Source organism: Enterobacter cloacae complex sp. EB5, from assembly GCF_031432835.1.
GTDB lineage: Bacteria > Pseudomonadota > Gammaproteobacteria > Enterobacterales > Enterobacteriaceae > Enterobacter > Enterobacter hormaechei_C.
The window spans coordinates 1,754,238-1,770,523 of sequence record NZ_CP133860.1 but is presented as its reverse complement, the minus strand read 5'-3'; the positions used below and the strand labels follow the sequence as shown (position 1 = coordinate 1,770,523).

Below are 16,286 nucleotides of genomic sequence, written 5' to 3'. Positions count from 1 at the left end.
CAGGGTTTTGGCGAATGGAAACATTTGCCTGCCCGCCATGACGTGACGGTGCCAATGGACGTTTCTTACCTGCTCGACAGCCTTAATGATAAACAGCGTGACGCGGTTGCCGCCTCGCGTACAAACCTGCTGGTACTGGCTGGAGCGGGCAGTGGTAAGACGCGCGTGCTGGTTCACCGTATCGCCTGGCTACAGAGCGTGGAGAACTGCTCGCCGTACTCGATTATGGCCGTGACGTTCACCAACAAGGCGGCGGCGGAGATGCGCCACCGTATCGCCCAGCTGATGGGCACCAGCCAGGGCGGCATGTGGGTTGGCACCTTCCACGGCCTGGCGCACCGCCTGCTGCGCGCGCACCATATGGACGCTAACCTGCCGCAGGATTTCCAGATCCTCGACAGCGAAGACCAGCTCCGTCTGCTGAAACGCCTGATCAAGGCGATGAATCTCGATGAGAAGCAGTGGCCGCCGCGTCAGGCGATGTGGTACATCAACGGTCAAAAAGACGAAGGGCTGCGTCCGCATCATATTCAGAGCTTCGGTAACCCGGTCGAGCAGACCTGGCAGAACGTCTACAAGGCCTATCAGGAAGCGTGCGATCGCGCCGGTCTGGTAGATTTCGCCGAGCTGCTGCTGCGCGCCCACGAGCTGTGGCTGAACAAACCGCATATCCTGCAACACTACCGTGAACGCTTTACCAACATCCTGGTGGACGAATTCCAGGATACCAACAACATCCAGTACGCCTGGATCCGCCTGCTGGCCGGGGATACCGGCAAAGTGATGATCGTTGGCGATGACGATCAGTCTATCTACGGCTGGCGCGGCGCGCAGGTGGAAAACATCCAGCGCTTCCTCAACGATTTCCCCGGCGCGCAAACCATCCGACTGGAGCAGAACTACCGTTCTACCAGCAACATTCTGAGCGCGGCCAACGCCCTGATTGAGAACAACAACGGGCGCCTGGGTAAAAAGCTGTGGACCGATGGCGTCGACGGCGAACCGATTTCGATTTACTGCGCCTTCAACGAGCTCGACGAAGCCCGCTTCGTGGTGAACCGCATTAAAACCTGGCAGGAGAACGGCGGCGCGCTGGAGCAGTGTGCCATTCTCTATCGCAGCAACGCCCAGTCGCGCGTGCTGGAAGAGGCGCTGTTGCAGGTGAGCATGCCGTACCGCATTTATGGCGGTATGCGCTTCTTCGAACGTCAGGAGATCAAAGATGCGCTCTCGTATCTGCGTCTGATTGCCAACCGTAACGACGATGCGGCGTTTGAGCGCGTGGTGAACACGCCGACGCGCGGCATCGGCGATCGTACGCTGGACGTGGTGCGTCAGGCCTCGCGCGATCGTCAGCTTACGCTGTGGCAGGCGTGCCGCGAGCTGTTACAGGAAAAAGCCCTCGCCGGGCGCGCCGCCAGCGCATTGCAGCGCTTCCTGGAGTTAATCGACGCGCTGGCGCAGGAAACGGCCGACATGCCGCTGCACGTCCAGACCGACCGGGTGATCAAAGATTCCGGCTTGCGCACCATGTACGAGCAGGAAAAAGGCGAGAAGGGCCAGACCCGTATTGAGAACTTAGAGGAACTGGTGACGGCAACGCGCCAGTTCAGCTACAACGAAGAAGACGAAGACCTGATGCCGTTGCAGGCATTCCTCTCTCACGCCGCGCTGGAGGCGGGTGAAGGGCAGGCCGATACCTGGCAGGATGCGGTTCAGCTGATGACCCTGCACTCCGCGAAAGGTCTGGAGTTCCCGCAGGTGTTCATCGTCGGGATGGAAGAGGGGATGTTCCCGAGCCAGATGTCGCTGGATGAAGGCGGGCGTCTGGAAGAGGAGCGTCGTCTGGCCTACGTGGGCGTGACCCGTGCGATGCAGAAACTGACTCTGACCTACGCGGAAACCCGCCGCCTGTACGGGAAAGAGGTGTATCACCGTCCGTCACGCTTTATCGGCGAGCTGCCGGAAGAGTGCGTGGAAGAGGTGCGCCTGCGCGCCAGCATCAGCCGTCCGGTCAGCCATCAGCGTATGGGCTCGCCGATCTCTGAAACCGACACCGGTTACAAGCTGGGCCAGCGCGTGCGCCACTCGAAGTTTGGCGAAGGCACCATCGTCAACCTGGAAGGCAGCGGCGAGCACAGCCGTTTGCAGGTAGCGTTCCAGGGGCAGGGGATCAAATGGCTGGTGGCAGCCTATGCCAAGCTGGAAAGTGTGTAACTTTCAGAAAAATATCACTATTTTGTAATAATCTGCTAGCCTTATACGTTGAAGGTCAATTAATGCCCTTCAGCGTTCCGTTGCGTGTTGACGCCACAGTTATTGCTGGCGTAACATGCGCGCACGATTACGCTAAGAGGACATTCGCCTTGGACACACCCAGTAGATACTGGCTCAATTCCCTGTCATCCAGGAACAACTCCTAAGGCTATCTCCTCTTGCTGATGGCCTTAGTGGTTGTCAGCGACTGCATCATTCCCGTCGCGCTGAGTCAGGCTGTTTAATGGTCTGAAACCCAATTTGTTTCTGTGTGCCCACCGAACTGTCCGATATTTTTTGCATTGGGAGTCCCGGTCATGTTGAGCGCATTTCAACTCGAAAATAACCGACTGACTCGGCTTGAAGCCGAAGAGTCACAGCCCCTCATTGATGCCGTATGGGTGGATCTGGTCGAGCCGGACGACGATGAGCGCCTTCGCGTACAATCTGAACTGGGGCAAAGCCTGGCGACACGCCCGGAACTGGAAGACATCGAAGCATCCGCCCGTTTTTTTGAAGACGAAGACGGCCTGCACATTCACTCCTTCTTCTTTTTCGAAGATGCCGAAGACCACGCGGGGAACTCCACCGTGGCGTTTACCATCCGCGATGGCCGCCTGTTCACCCTGCGCGAGCGCGAACTGCCTGCGTTTCGTCTCTACCGTATGCGCGCCCGCAGCCAGGCGATGATGGACGGCAACGCCTATGAGCTGCTGCTGGATCTGTTCGAAACCAAAATCGAACAGCTGGCGGATGAAATCGAAAACATCTACAGCGACCTGGAAAAGCTGAGCCGCGTGATCATGGAAGGCCATCAGGGCGATGAGTACGACGAAGCGTTGTCCACGCTGGCAGAGCTGGAAGATATCGGCTGGAAGGTGCGTTTGTGTCTGATGGATACCCAGCGCGCGCTGAACTTCCTGGTGCGCAAGGCGCGTCTGCCGGGCGGTCAGCTGGAGCAGGCGCGTGAGATCTTACGCGATATCGAATCCCTGCTGCCGCACAACGAATCCCTGTTCCAGAAGGTCAACTTCCTGATGCAGGCGGCGATGGGTTTTATCAACATCGAGCAGAACCGCATCATCAAGATCTTCTCGGTGGTGTCCGTGGTGTTCCTGCCGCCGACGCTGGTGGCGTCCAGCTACGGGATGAACTTCGAGTTTATGCCGGAGCTGAAGTGGAGCTTTGGCTACCCGGGGGCGATTATCTTTATGATCCTCGCCGGGCTGGCGCCGTATCTGTACTTCAAGCGGAAGAACTGGCTTTAAAAATCTGGCGGGTGGCGCTGCGCTTACCCGCCCTACGATCGAATTCCCTCTCCCTGTGGGAGAGGGTTAGGGTGAGGGCAACATCACAGCCCTTTGCGCACCCTGCGCTGGGTATAAATCGCATCCGCAACAAAGATGGCCAGCGCCACCCAGATAAAGGCGAACGTCACCATCTTATCCGCACCCGGCACCTCGTCGTAAAACACCACCGCCAGCAGGAACATCAGCGTCGGGCCAATGTACTGGAAGAAGCCCAGCGTGGAGAGGCGCAGACGCGTTGCCGCGCCGGTGAAGCACAGCAGGGGGATCGTCGTGACCACGCCCGCGGCCATCAGCATCAGGTTCAGCGACCATGGGTTGCTGCCCATATGGCTGGTTGGGCTGTCGGCGATGCCGAAGAGATAAATCGCCGCCACCGGCAGCAGCCACAGGGTTTCAAACAGCATTCCCGTCTGCGCTTCCACGGCAATCTTCTTACGCACCAGGCCGTAGAAGGCAAAGCTGAACGCCAGCCCCAGGGCGATAACCGGCAGTGAGCCGAAGGTCCACAGCTGTACCAGCACGCCGCAGAAGGCCAGAATCACCGCCACCCACTGCATCCGGCGAAAGCGCTCGCCGAGGAAAATCATCCCCAGCAAAATATTGACCAGCGGGTTAATAAAGTAGCCCAGGCTGGCTTCGAGCATGTGGTGATTATTCACCGCCCAGATAAACAGCAGCCAGTTTCCGCCAATCAGCACCGCAGAGAGAGCGAGCAGGAAGACCTTCTTCGGGGTTTTCAGCAGCGTTTTGACGCCTGACCACTGACGGCTGATACTCATCAGCGCAATCATGAAGAAAAACGACCAGATGACGCGGTGAGTGAGGATCTCGTCCGCCGGGACATAGGCGATAAGTTTGAAGTACGCCGGTGCGATACCCCAAATAAAATAAGCGGCAAGGGCGAGTAAAACGCCCTGCCGCGTCTGTTTAGCATCCATCGGGAAAATCCGTTACAAAAAAGTGAAGTAATTTTACCCGAATTTGCCGTCTCAACCCACCATATAAGTGGCGGTTGCGCTGGCGATATAAACCTGCTCTTCGTTATGCAGCTCAACGCGGGCGACGGCAACTTTATTCCCGGCGCGCAGCAGGCTGCTGGTGCAGGTGAAGCGGTTTCCGCGTCCCGGACGCAGGTAGTCGACGCGTAAATCGATGGTGCCCATGCGCGACAGGCGCTGGCGTAACTCATCTTCGTTGATGGTGTCATGGCGCGTCAGCGTGCTGCCCACGCACACCAGACCGGCCGCCACGTCCAGCGCGGAGGCAATCACCCCGCCGTGTAAAATGCTTTGCGCCCAGTTACCGACCATCATTGGCTGATTATTGAAACTCAGCTGAGCGAAGTCTTTTTCGTATCGCTCCAGCTCAAGACCCAGTGCACGGTTGAACGGCATGTGGTACACAAAAATCTCGCCCACGAGCTTTAAGGTTTCTTCGGCGGTGAGTGTCGCTGACATCTGACGTGGCATCCTTGTTGTTAACAAAATGTTGATTTTATGCTTCAGGATAAAGGAATGCCACTTTAAGAAACGAGGAAGCGGAAGTTATCGCAGAAGTCTGTAGAATGCCCGGACAAAACTATTCATTAAATGTCACCATTTCAGGAGAACACCACCGATGCGGACGTATCTGGGTTGGTTACTGGCGGCGGTTGCGCTGCCCCTCACAGCATATGCGCAGGAAGCGACGATCAAAGAGGTGCATGATAAACCTGCCGTTAAGGGCAGCATCATCGCCAATATGCTTCAGGAGCATGACAATCCGTTCACGCTGTACCCGTATGACACAAACTACGTGATCTACACCCAGACCAGCGATCTCAACAAAGAGGCGATAAGCTCCTATAACTGGTCTGATAATGCGCGTAAAGATGAGGTGAAGTTCCAGCTCAGCCTCGCCTTCCCGTTCTGGCGCGGCATCCTGGGGCCGAACTCGGTACTTGGCGCGTCTTACACGCAGAAGTCATGGTGGCAGCTCTCCAACAGCGGGGAATCTTCACCGTTCCGCGAAACCAACTATGAACCGCAGCTGTTCCTCGGTTTCGCCACCGATTATGAGTTTGCAGGCTGGACGCTGCGAGACGTGGAGGTGGGCTATAACCACGATTCCAACGGTCGTTCCGACCCAACCTCACGCAGCTGGAACCGCATCTATACGCGTCTGATGGCGCAGAACGGCAATTTCATGGTGGAAGTGAAGCCGTGGTACGTGGTAGGCAGCACCGATGACAACCCGGATATCACCAAATACATGGGCTACTATCAGCTTAAAGTGGGCTATCAGCTGGGTGACGCGGTGCTGAGCGCCAAAGGCCAGTACAACTGGAATACCGGCTACGGCGGCGCAGAGCTGGGCCTGAGCTACCCGGTAACGAAACACGTTCGTCTCTATACTCAGGTGTATAGCGGGTATGGCGAATCGCTGATCGACTACAACTTCAACCAGACCCGCGTCGGTGTGGGCGTGATGCTGAACGATATTTTCTAAGCTGCTCGAATGTTTTTGCGTTAAACGTTGAAGTTTCTCTCTCAGGCGCTGAAAATAGCGCCTGTTTCATTTCTGGCATATGGGGTTAACGTGGCGCAGGCGGAAGTATTGAATCAGGAATCGCTGGCTAAACAGGTTTTGCATGAAACCTTTGGCTACCAGCAGTTCCGCCCCGGCCAGGAAACCATCATTGAAACCGTGCTGGAAGGCCGCGATTGCCTGGTGGTCATGCCGACCGGCGGCGGTAAATCGCTCTGCTATCAGGTGCCCGCGCTGGTGCTTAACGGCCTGACGGTCGTGGTATCGCCCCTTATTTCCCTGATGAAAGACCAGGTCGACCAGCTGCTTGCCAACGGCGTGGCGGCGGCCTGTCTGAACTCGACGCAGACCCGCGAGCAACAGCAAGAAGTAATGGCCGGGTGTCGTACCGGGCAGATCCGCCTGCTGTATATCGCGCCAGAACGCCTGATGCTGGACAACTTCCTCGATCATCTGGCGCACTGGAACCCGGTGCTGCTGGCGGTGGATGAAGCGCACTGTATCTCCCAGTGGGGGCACGATTTCCGCCCGGAATATGCCGCTCTTGGTCAGCTTCGTCAGCGCTTTCCCGAGCTGCCGTTTATGGCGCTTACCGCCACGGCGGACGACACCACGCGTCAGGACATCGTTCGCCTGCTGGGGCTGAACGACCCGTATATTCAGGTCAGCAGCTTCGACCGCCCCAACATCCGCTATATGCTGATGGAGAAGTTCAAGCCGCTGGATCAGCTCTTACGCTACGTGCAGGAGCAGCGCGGTAAGTCCGGCATCATCTACTGCAACAGCCGGGCGAAGGTGGAAGACACCGCCGCGCGTCTGCAAAACCGTGGCTTTAGCGCCGCGGCCTATCATGCCGGGCTGGAGAACCATATCCGCGCCGACGTGCAGGAGAAATTCCAGCGCGATGACCTGCAAATCGTGGTCGCAACGGTAGCGTTCGGGATGGGAATCAACAAGCCCAACGTGCGCTTTGTGGTGCATTTCGACATTCCGCGCAATATCGAATCCTACTATCAGGAAACCGGCCGCGCCGGGCGTGACGGCCTGCCTGCGGAAGCGATGCTGTTTTACGATCCGGCGGATATGGCGTGGCTGCGCCGCTGTCTTGAGGAGAAACCGCAGGGGCAGTTGCAGGATATCGAACGGCACAAGCTTAACGCGATGGGTGCCTTCGCCGAAGCGCAAACCTGCCGCCGTCTGGTGCTGCTCAACTACTTTGGTGAAGGGCGTCAGGCGCCGTGCGGCAACTGCGATATCTGCCTCGACCCGCCGAAGCAGTACGATGGCCTGATGGACGCGCGTAAGGCGCTCTCGACTATCGGACGCGTGAACCAGCGCTTTGGGATGGGCTACGTCGTTGAAGTGCTGCGCGGGGCTAACAACCAGCGTATCCGCGATATGGGTCACGACAAGCTGCCGGTTTACGGCATCGGGAAAGACCAGAGCCATGAGCACTGGGTGAGTATCATCCGCCAGCTGATCCATCTCGGCTTTGCCACGCAAAATATTGCCCAGCACTCCGCGCTTCAGTTGACCGAAGCGGCGCGACCGGTCCTGCGTGGCGAGGTGGAGCTGAAGCTCGCCGTTCCGCGCGTCGTCGCCCTGAAGCCGCGCGTGATGCAAAAATCCTACGGCGGCAACTACGACCGCAAGCTGTTCGCCAAGCTGCGTAAGCTGCGTAAAGCCATTGCCGATGAAGAGAACATCCCGCCATACGTGGTGTTCAACGACGCGACGCTTATCGAGATGGCCGAGCAAATGCCGCTCAGCGCCAGCGAGATGCTCAGCGTCAACGGCGTCGGCACGCGTAAGCTGGAGCGCTTTGGTAAAGAGTTTATGGCGCTCATCCGTTCCCACGCTGATGGTGATGATGAGGAGTAGTCAGCCGGGCGAAAAAGTGCCAGGATGGTGACTCACTGTATTATTTCCCCGCGAGCTAATTATGTTAATGCTATTTCTCACCGTGGCGTTAGTGCACATCGTTGCGCTGATGAGCCCTGGCCCTGACTTTTTCTTCGTGTCGCAAACGGCCGTCAGCCGCTCCCGCAAAGAGGCGATGATGGGTGTGCTCGGTATTACCATGGGCGTCATGGTCTGGGCGGCGGTTGCGCTGCTCGGTCTGAACCTGATCCTGGCGAAAATGGCGTGGCTGCATAACATCATCATGGTCGGCGGCGGTCTGTACCTGTGCTGGATGGGCTACCAGATGCTGCGCGGGGCGCTGAAGAAAGAAGAGAAAAAGCCGGAAGAGCCAAAGGTTGAGCTGGCAACGGGCGGCCGCAGCTTTGTGAAGGGGCTGCTGACCAACCTGGCGAACCCGAAAGCGATTATCTACTTCGGCTCTGTGTTCTCGCTGTTTGTGGGGGATAACGTCGGCGCGGGCGCGCGCTGGGGGATCTTCCTGCTGATCGTTGTTGAGACGTTCGCCTGGTTTACCGTTGTGGCAAGCCTGTTTGCCTTACCGGCGATGCGTCGCGGCTACCAGCGCATCGCGAAGTGGATCGACGGCTTTGCCGGCGCGCTGTTCGCCGGCTTCGGCATTCATCTCATCATTTCTCGCTAAGCATGACGCGCTGACGCAAGCAGCGCGCCAACCAGCATAAACAGCGAACCAAAGACTTTGTTCAGGGCCTTCATCTGCTTAGGCCCTTTGATCCACGCCGCAATTCGCTGCGCCAGCGTCGCGTAACCAATCATCACAATGATATCGACAATAATGGTGGTCGCGCCCAGCACCACGTACTGCATCACCTGTGGCTGATGCGGCACGATAAACTGCGGGAACAGGGCAGCGAGGAACACGATGCTTTTCGGGTTGGTCAGGTTAACGAACACCGCGCGCTTAAACAGGTGGCCGCGCGTTTGCGTCCGGGAGAGCGTATGCAGATCAATCGAGCCTGCGGCGCGCCACTGCTGAATACCCAGCCAGATAAGATACGCTGCGCCAGCCCATTTCAGCACCTCGAAGGCCAGCACCGAACGGGAGAACAGCGTGCCCAGACCAATCCCCACCAGCACGATGTGAATGCCAAGCCCGGTCTGTAAACCGGCGATTGACGCCGCCGCGCCGCGATAGCCGTGATTAATGGAGGTGCTCATGGTGTTGATTGCGCCCGAGCCAGGTGAAAGGCTGAGGATGATGGATGTCAGCAGGTAAGCGAACCACCACTCGAAGGTCATTTGAAACTCCCGGATCGTCTGTTTTTATGCCACAATACGCTATTGTTGAGTCATTTTGTGACCGGTGACGAAAAAAACGATATTCCCTGAATTACGGGGGGTGGAAACCCAATGTTTCAGCAGAAAAAGGACTGGGAAACACGAGAAAACGCATTTGCTGCTTTCTCCATGGGGCCGCTGACCGATTTCTGGCGCCAGCGTGAGGAAGATGAGTTTATGGGCGTCGGGGAAATCCCGGTACGCTTCGTTCGTTTCCGTGATGAAAAAAATGACCGGGTGATTGTGGTCTGCCCCGGGCGCATCGAAAGCTATATCAAATATGCCGAGCTGGCGTATGACCTGTTCCATCTGGGCTTTGATGTGTTAATTATCGACCATCGCGGGCAGGGGCTTTCCGGCCGGATGTTGCCGGATACCCATCGCGGCCACGTGGATAACTTCAGCGATTACGTCGACGATCTGGCCGCGTTCTGGCAGCAGGAAGTGCAGCCCGGACCGTGGCGCAAGCGTTATATTCTTGCCCACTCCATGGGGGGCGCGATCTCGACGTTGTTTTTGCAGCGCCATAAGCACCAGTGCGACGCCATTGCGCTGACCGCGCCGATGTACGGCATTGTGATACGTTTTCCTGACTGGATGGTGCGCCATCTTCTCGACTGGGCTGAGGGCCATCAGCGCATTCGAGAAGGCTATGCCATCGGAACAGGACGCTGGCGGGCATTGCCGTTTGCCATCAACGTTTTAACCCACAGTCGGCAGCGTTATCGCCGCAACCTGCGTTTTTATGCCGATGAACCGCGTCTGCGGGTCGGCGGCCCCACCTGGCACTGGGTGCGGGAAGGTATTCATGCCGGTGAGCAGGTGCTGGCGGGCGTAGGCGATGATGACACGCCGACGCTCCTGATCCAGGCGGAAGAAGAGCGTGTGGTGGATAACCGCATGCATGACCGCTATTGTGAACTTCGCGCCGCTGCGGGCCATCCCTGTGAAGGGGGTAAACCGCTGGTCATCAACGGTGCGTACCATGAGATCCTTTTTGAAAAGGACGCTATGCGCTCAGTCGCGCTCAACGCCATTGTTGAATTTTTCAACAGGCATAACTGATTATTGTTTTCCACCAGAGGTTGAAATCCCTATGTACCAGGTTGTTGCATCTGATTTAGATGGCACGCTGCTTTCCCCCGACCACACCCTGTCGCCTTATGCGAAAGAGACCTTAAAACTCCTGACTGCCCGTGGCGTGAACTTTGTGTTCGCCACTGGCCGCCACCACGTGGACGTGGGGCAGATCCGCGATAACCTGGAGATCAAGTCGTACATGATCACCTCCAACGGTGCGCGCGTACATGACACGGACGGCAACCTGATTTTTACCCACAATCTCGATCGCGACATCGCCACCGATTTGTTCGGCATTGTGCATAACAACCCGGATATCGTCACTAACGTTTACCGCGACGACGAGTGGTTTATGAACCGCCACCGCCCGGAAGAGATGCGCTTTTTCAAGGAAGCCGTATTCCAGTACTCACTGTACGAGCCGGGTCTGCTGGAGCCGGAAGGGATCAGTAAGGTGTTCTTCACCTGTGTAAATCATGAGGAGTTACTGCCGCTGGAGCAGGCGATCAACGCCCGCTGGGGCGACCGCGTGAACGTGAGCTTCTCCACACTGACCTGTCTGGAAGTGATGGCGGGCGGGGTGTCCAAAGGTCACGCGCTGGAAGCGGTAGCGAAACGGCTGGGCTTTGATCTGAAAGACTGTATTGCCTTTGGCGATGGCATGAACGATGCCGAGATGCTCTCCATGGCGGGTAAAGGCTGCATCATGCAGAACGCGCATCAGCGCCTGAAAGATCTGCACCCGGAGCTGGAAGTGATCGGCACCAACGGCGATAACGCCGTGCCTATGTATCTGCGTAAACTGTTCCTTGAATAATCTTCAATTGATTGTTTATTGTTCAGATGTCAACTAAAGAGTTCGCTACAATGCCTCTCCTTCTTTCTGAGAGACAAGCATTGTGGCGCTACTCATTATCACCACTATCCTGTGGGCCTTCTCCTTTAGCCTGATTGGCGAATACCTTGCCGGATCGGTCGACAGCTACTTCTCGGTGCTGATGCGCGTGGGGCTGGCGGCGCTGGTGTTCCTGCCGTTCCTGCGTACCCGCGGGCAGTCGCTAAAAACCATTCTGCTGTACATGCTGGTAGGCGCGATGCAGCTCGGCATCATGTACCTGTTCAGCTTCCGGGCCTACGTTTACCTGTCCGTCTCGGAATTTCTGCTCTTCACCGTGCTGACGCCGCTCTACATCACGCTGATTTATGACTTGCTCAGCAGGCGCCGTTTGCGCTGGGGATATCTGCTGAGCGCTGCGCTGGCAGTCATTGGCGCTGCGATTATTCGCTATGACAAGGTAAGCGATCACTTCTGGACCGGGCTGATGTTCGTCCAGCTGGCCAATATCAGCTTCGCCATCGGGATGGTGGGTTACAAACGCCTGATGGAGACCCGCCCGATGCCGCAGCATAACGCGTTTGCGTGGTTCTATATGGGCGCGGCGATTGTCGCGGTAGCGGCGTGGTTTATGCTCGGTAATCCGCAAAAGCTGCCGACCACCCCCGTGCAGTGGAGCGTTCTGGTCTGGCTGGGCGTGGTGGCGTCGGGGCTGGGGTACTTCATGTGGAACTACGGCGCTACGCAGGTAGACGCCGGGACGCTGGGGATCATGAACAACGTGCATGTTCCGGCGGGGCTACTGGTGAACCTCGCCATCTGGCAGGAGCAGCCGCACTGGCCGAGCTTTCTTATTGGGGGAACGGTGATCCTGGCTTCGCTGTGGGTCCATCGCCGCTGGGTCGCTCCGCGCTCCGCACAAACGGAAGATGGTCGCACGCGTGGTTCCGCGCTGAGCGAATAAACGCTTCCGTAATCGGCTGACGCTGTTCGCCGTCGCGCACGGCGGCGTACAGCCGGCTCCACAGTCCTTCCCCCAGGGTTTTGGTGACCACCAGACCCTGGCGTTCAACCGTCTCGACCACCCAGTGCGGCAGCGCCGCAATCCCCATTCTGGCCGCCACCATCTGAATTAACAGCAGCGTGTTATCCACGCTTTTCAGCTGTGGGCTGATGCCCGCGGGTTGCAGGAAATGGCGCCAGATATCCAGACGACTGCGCTGTACCGGGTAAATCAGCAGCGTCTCCGTTGCCAGATCCTCCGGCGTGATGCGCGTTTTGGCGGCCAGCGGATGGTCCGGGGCCAGCACCAGACGCACCTCAAAATCAAACATTGGCGAATAGTGCAGACCGCTGCGCGGCAAAATATCTGAGGTCATCACCAGATCCAGCTCACCCTGCTGAAGCGACGGCTGCGGATCAAACGTGACGCCGGATTTGAAGTCCATCTCCACCTGCGGCCACTTCTGGCGGAAGTTCTCAAGCGCGGGGGTCAGCCACTGAATACAGCTGTGACACTCAATGGCGATGCGCAGGGTGGTCTGCTGCGGCTCGTTGCAGGACTGCAACGCGCTGGCAATCTGCGGCAGCACCTGGTTCGCCAGCTGAAGCAAAATTTCGCCCTGCGGCGTAAAGCGCAAAGGCTGGCTCTTACGCACAAAAAGACGAAAGCCGAGGCGTTGTTCCAGATCGCTGAACTGGTGAGAAAGGGCAGACTGAGTCTGGTGCAGCGTGGCCGCTGCCGCCGCAAGAGAACCGCAATTCCGCAACGCTTGTAGCGTTTTCAGGTGTTTAATCTCGATCATGAAAGTCCTTCACTTCGGCATGAACATTTTGCGCTTGAGGAATATACAGTACCTGCCAATTATAGAAGTGTAAACATCTGGACGTCTAAATAACGAATTTCTACAAGGGGTATGCCATGACAATCCGCACTCACACTCTCGGTTTCCCTCGCGTTGGCCTGCGTCGCGAGCTGAAAAAAGCGCAAGAAAGCTACTGGGCGGGTAACGCCACCCGCGAAGAACTGCTGGCCGTGGGACGCGAGCTGCGCGCCCGTCACTGGGATCAGCAAAAACAGGCGGGCGTAGACCTGCTGCCGGTGGGCGATTTCGCCTGGTACGACCATGTTCTGACCACCAGCCTGCTGCTTGGCAACGTGCCGGCTCGTCATCAGAACAACGATGGATCGGTGGATATCGATACCCTGTTCCGCATCGGCCGTGGCCGCGCGCCAACGGGTGAGCCAGCGGCAGCGGCGGAAATGACCAAGTGGTTTAACACCAACTATCACTATATGGTGCCGGAGTTCGTTAAGGGCCAGCAGTTCAAACTGACCTGGACCCAGCTTCTGGATGAAGTGGACGAAGCGCTGGCGCTGGGTCACCAGGTGAAACCCGTGCTGCTGGGGCCGGTCACCTACCTGTGGCTGGGCAAAGTGAAAGGCGAGCAGTTCGACCGCCTCAGCCTGCTGAACGCTATTCTGCCGGTTTATAAGCAGGTTCTGATTGAGCTGGGTAAGCGCGGTATTCAGTGGGTGCAAATCGATGAACCGGCGCTGGTGCTTGAGCTGCCGCAGGCGTGGCTGGATGCCTTCAAACCGGCGTATGACGCGCTCACGGGCCAGGTGAAGCTGCTGCTGACCACCTATTTCGAGGGCGTAACGCCTAACCTCGACACCATTACTGCGCTGCCGGTTCAGGGTCTGCACGTTGATCTCGTTCACGGCAAAGACGATGTGGCAGAGTTGCACAAGCGTCTGCCTGCGGAGTGGCTGCTCTCTGCCGGTCTGGTGAATGGTCGTAACGTCTGGCGCGCCGATCTCACTGAGAAATATGCACAAATTAAGGATATTGTCGGTAAACGTGAATTGTGGGTAGCCTCTTCCTGTTCCCTGCTGCACAGCCCGATCGACCTGAGCGTGGAGACCCGACTCGACCCTGAGGTGAAAAGCTGGTTTGCCTTCGCCCTGCAAAAATGTGAGGAGCTGGCTCTGCTGCGCGACGCGTTAAACAGCGGCGACACGGCAGCGATTACCGACTGGAGCGCGCCGATCCAGGCGCGCCGTCACTCGACGCGCGTGCATAACCCTGTGGTGGAAAAACGTCTGGCGGCCATCACTGCCCGGGACAGCCAGCGCCAGAGCCCGTATGAAGTGCGCGCCGAAGCCCAGCGTGCGCGCTTTAACCTGCCCGCGTGGCCGACCACAACCATCGGCTCCTTCCCGCAGACTACCGAGATCCGCGGCCTGCGTCTGGACTTCAAAAAGGGCAATCTGGATGCGAATCACTACCGCACCGGCATTGCGGAACACATCAAACAGGCAATCGTCGAGCAGGAACGTCTGGGTCTGGACGTGCTGGTGCACGGCGAGGCCGAGCGTAACGATATGGTGGAATACTTCGGTGAACACCTGGACGGCTTCGTCTTTACTCAGAACGGCTGGGTGCAAAGCTACGGCTCCCGCTGCGTGAAGCCGCCGGTGGTGATCGGCGACGTCAGCCGCCCGGAAGCGATCACCGTGGAGTGGGCGAAGTATGCCCAGTCTCTGACCGACAAACCGGTAAAAGGCATGCTGACGGGGCCGGTGACCATTCTCTGCTGGTCGTTCCCGCGTGAAGATGTATCCCGGGAAACCATCGCCAAACAGATCGCCCTGGCGCTGCGTGATGAAGTGGCGGATCTGGAAGCGGCGGGGATTGGCATCATTCAGATCGACGAACCGGCGCTGCGTGAAGGCCTGCCGCTGCGTCGCAGCGACTGGGATGCTTATCTGACGTGGGGCGTGGAGGCGTTCCGCCTCAACGCGGCCGTCGCGAAGGACGACACGCAGATCCACACCCACATGTGTTACTGCGAATTTAACGACATCATGGACGCCATTGCCGCGCTCGACGCCGATGTGATCACCATCGAGACCTCGCGTTCAGACATGGAGCTGCTGGAGTCGTTCGAAGAGTTCGACTACCCGAACGAAATCGGGCCGGGCGTGTACGACATTCACTCTCCTAACGTGCCGAGCGTGGAGTGGATTGAAGCGCTGCTGAGAAAAGCGGCCCAGCGCATCCCGGCGGAACGTCTGTGGGTAAACCCGGACTGCGGCCTGAAAACCCGCGGCTGGCCTGAAACCCGCGCGGCGCTGGCGAACATGGTGCAGGCGGCGCAGAATTTGCGTCAGGCGTAGTTGGGCTGGATTGCCCGGTTGGCGCAGCCGCCACCGGGCTTTTTGTATTACGCTTTCTTCCCGCCGTACTGGCTGAACCACGCCAGCATTCTCTGCCAGCCATCTTTCGCCGATTCTGCGTGATAGCTCGGACGATAATCGGCATTAAACGCGTGTCCCGCATCCGGGTACACCACGATTTCGGCCTTCGCGTTTGCCGCCCGCAGCGCGTGGCGCATGGTCTCGACGGTATCAAGCGGAATGCCGGTATCCTGGCCGCCATACAGCCCTAACACCGGGGCATTGAGATCGGTGGCGATATCAACCGGATGCTTCGGCGAGTTCAGAGTCTTTTCACCCACCAGTTTGCCGTACCAGGCCACAGCGGCTTTCAGCTGCGGGTTGTGCGCGGCATACAGCCAGCTAATGCGTCCGCCCCAGCAGAAGCCGGTCACCATCAGACGGTGCGGGTCGCCACCGTTGCGCGCCGCCCAGCTGGCAACGTGGTCGAGATCGGCCAGCACCTGTGCGTCCGGCACTTTGCTGACCAGGTTGCTGAACAGCGTCGGGATGTCACTGTAATCATTCGGATCGCCCTGACGGAAATAGAGTTCCGGCGCAACGGCCAGGTAACCTTCCAGCGCCAGTCGGCGGCAGAGGTCGCGAATATGTTCATGAACACCAAATATTTCCTGCACCACGATCACGATGGGCAGCGGGCCATCGGCAGATTTTGGCCGCGCGTGGTACGCTGGCATGTTCTCCCCCTGGGAGGGAATGGAGGTCTCGCCTGCGGTAATGGCTTCTTCAGGGGTTGAGACGATGGTTGAAGCGTGCGGGGCCGCAGCAGGTGCAAAACCGGTTTTTTCAGTCATGGCATTCTCCGTACCAATGAATG

The 16,286-nt window shown here is 58.0% G+C and carries 15 protein-coding genes; 10 read left to right on the top strand and 5 right to left on the bottom strand.

The genetic code is table 11. From position 1 onward, the window contains the following. Positions 1 to 54: 54 nt before the first annotated feature. The 3 genes from uvrD (at position 55) to corA (ending at position 3,524) form a co-directional block, all read left to right on the top strand. Entirely contained in the window at positions 55 to 2,217 is a 2,163-nt protein-coding gene (gene uvrD / locus RHN82_RS08440; protein WP_017383586.1) for a DNA helicase II, read from the top strand. Positions 2,218 to 2,366: 149 nt separating this feature from the next. Beyond that, positions 2,367 to 2,423: a YsgD/CorL family protein gene (gene ysgD, locus RHN82_RS08435; RefSeq protein WP_212743980.1), complete on the top strand. Its 57-nt coding sequence runs from the start codon at positions 2,367 to 2,369 to the stop codon at positions 2,421 to 2,423. 150 nt (positions 2,424 to 2,573) lie between these two features. Then, positions 2,574 to 3,524 (top strand): magnesium/cobalt transporter CorA, encoded by a 951-nt coding sequence (gene corA, locus RHN82_RS08430; protein WP_003860807.1) that lies wholly within the window; start codon positions 2,574 to 2,576, stop codon positions 3,522 to 3,524. A gap of 83 nt (positions 3,525 to 3,607) precedes the next feature. Here corA and rarD read toward each other — a convergent pair whose 3' ends face one another. Together rarD and yigI are read right to left on the bottom strand one after the other, a co-directional pair. Further along, complete coding sequence (gene rarD / locus RHN82_RS08425; RefSeq protein ID WP_047050413.1) at positions 3,608 to 4,504, bottom strand: EamA family transporter RarD; 897 nt, start codon at positions 4,502 to 4,504, stop codon at positions 3,608 to 3,610. Positions 4,505 to 4,555: 51 nt separating this feature from the next. Further along, complete coding sequence (yigI, locus tag RHN82_RS08420; protein WP_006812366.1) at positions 4,556 to 5,023, bottom strand: acyl-CoA thioesterase YigI; 468 nt, start codon at positions 5,021 to 5,023, stop codon at positions 4,556 to 4,558. 160 nt (positions 5,024 to 5,183) lie between these two features. On the opposite strand from yigI, the gene pldA reads away from it, so the two are divergent. The 3 genes from pldA (at position 5,184) to rhtC (ending at position 8,655) form a co-directional block, all read left to right on the top strand. Beyond that, a complete protein-coding gene (gene pldA / locus RHN82_RS08415; protein ID WP_003860803.1) occupies positions 5,184 to 6,053 on the top strand; it encodes a phospholipase A in 870 nt (289 codons plus the stop codon). Positions 6,054 to 6,143: 90 nt separating this feature from the next. Then, entirely contained in the window at positions 6,144 to 7,973 is a 1,830-nt protein-coding gene (gene recQ / locus RHN82_RS08410) for an ATP-dependent DNA helicase RecQ (RefSeq protein WP_032646811.1), read from the top strand. A gap of 61 nt (positions 7,974 to 8,034) precedes the next feature. Beyond that, positions 8,035 to 8,655 carry a threonine export protein RhtC gene (gene rhtC / locus RHN82_RS08405; RefSeq protein WP_006179256.1) on the top strand — a complete coding sequence of 207 codons (621 nt, stop codon included), beginning with the start codon at positions 8,035 to 8,037 and terminating at the stop codon, positions 8,653 to 8,655. Here rhtC and rhtB read toward each other — a convergent pair. Next, the gene (rhtB, locus tag RHN82_RS08400; protein ID WP_047050417.1) at positions 8,652 to 9,272 is read right to left on the bottom strand and encodes a homoserine/homoserine lactone efflux protein; all 621 of its coding nucleotides are present in this window, start codon (positions 9,270 to 9,272) and stop codon (positions 8,652 to 8,654) included. The genes rhtC and rhtB overlap by 4 nt on opposite strands. 111 nt (positions 9,273 to 9,383) lie before the next feature. Between rhtB and pldB the strand changes: the two genes are divergently transcribed. From pldB to RHN82_RS08385, 3 genes are all read left to right on the top strand, one after another. Further along, the gene (gene pldB, locus RHN82_RS08395) at positions 9,384 to 10,376 is read left to right on the top strand and encodes a lysophospholipase L2 (RefSeq protein ID WP_015570002.1); all 993 of its coding nucleotides are present in this window, start codon (positions 9,384 to 9,386) and stop codon (positions 10,374 to 10,376) included. A 31-nt stretch (positions 10,377 to 10,407) separates the two neighbouring features. Beyond that, positions 10,408 to 11,208, top strand: a complete 801-nt coding sequence (gene yigL / locus RHN82_RS08390; RefSeq protein WP_047050418.1) for a sugar/pyridoxal phosphate phosphatase YigL — start codon at positions 10,408 to 10,410, stop codon at positions 11,206 to 11,208. Positions 11,209 to 11,290: 82 nt separating this feature from the next. Next, positions 11,291 to 12,190: a carboxylate/amino acid/amine transporter gene (locus RHN82_RS08385; protein ID WP_047050419.1), complete on the top strand. Its 900-nt coding sequence runs from the start codon at positions 11,291 to 11,293 to the stop codon at positions 12,188 to 12,190. On the opposite strand, the gene metR is transcribed toward RHN82_RS08385, so the two are convergent. Further along, a complete protein-coding gene (gene metR, locus RHN82_RS08380) occupies positions 12,078 to 13,031 on the bottom strand; it encodes an HTH-type transcriptional regulator MetR (protein ID WP_045333508.1) in 954 nt (317 codons plus the stop codon). The two genes, RHN82_RS08385 and metR, sit on opposite strands and share 113 nt — an antisense overlap. A 116-nt stretch (positions 13,032 to 13,147) precedes the next feature. Between metR and metE the strand changes: the two genes are divergently transcribed. Further along, on the top strand, positions 13,148 to 15,409 hold the full coding sequence (gene metE / locus RHN82_RS08375; protein ID WP_047050420.1) for a 5-methyltetrahydropteroyltriglutamate--homocysteine S-methyltransferase: 2,262 nt from the start codon (positions 13,148 to 13,150) through the stop codon (positions 15,407 to 15,409). 47 nt (positions 15,410 to 15,456) lie between these two features. Here metE and RHN82_RS08370 read toward each other — a convergent pair whose 3' ends face one another. Next, entirely contained in the window at positions 15,457 to 16,263 is an 807-nt protein-coding gene (locus tag RHN82_RS08370; protein ID WP_003860793.1) for a dienelactone hydrolase family protein, read from the bottom strand. Positions 16,264 to 16,286 lie beyond the last annotated feature (23 nt).

Coding starts and splice junctions, on each gene's coding strand:
- rarD (WP_047050413.1), bottom strand. CDS start 4,504: ATGGATGCTAAACAGACGCGGCAGGGCGTTTTACTCGCCCTTGCCGCT.
- corA (WP_003860807.1), top strand. CDS start 2,574: ATGTTGAGCGCATTTCAACTCGAAAATAACCGACTGACTCGGCTTGAA.
- metE (WP_047050420.1), top strand. CDS start 13,148: ATGACAATCCGCACTCACACTCTCGGTTTCCCTCGCGTTGGCCTGCGT.
- rhtC (WP_006179256.1), top strand. CDS start 8,035: ATGTTAATGCTATTTCTCACCGTGGCGTTAGTGCACATCGTTGCGCTG.
- rhtB (WP_047050417.1), bottom strand. CDS start 9,272: ATGACCTTCGAGTGGTGGTTCGCTTACCTGCTGACATCCATCATCCTC.
- RHN82_RS08370 (WP_003860793.1), bottom strand. CDS start 16,263: ATGACTGAAAAAACCGGTTTTGCACCTGCTGCGGCCCCGCACGCTTCA.
- pldA (WP_003860803.1), top strand. CDS start 5,184: ATGCGGACGTATCTGGGTTGGTTACTGGCGGCGGTTGCGCTGCCCCTC.
- uvrD (WP_017383586.1), top strand. CDS start 55: ATGGACGTTTCTTACCTGCTCGACAGCCTTAATGATAAACAGCGTGAC.
- yigL (WP_047050418.1), top strand. CDS start 10,408: ATGTACCAGGTTGTTGCATCTGATTTAGATGGCACGCTGCTTTCCCCC.
- metR (WP_045333508.1), bottom strand. CDS start 13,031: ATGATCGAGATTAAACACCTGAAAACGCTACAAGCGTTGCGGAATTGC.
- yigI (WP_006812366.1), bottom strand. CDS start 5,023: ATGTCAGCGACACTCACCGCCGAAGAAACCTTAAAGCTCGTGGGCGAG.
- pldB (WP_015570002.1), top strand. CDS start 9,384: ATGTTTCAGCAGAAAAAGGACTGGGAAACACGAGAAAACGCATTTGCT.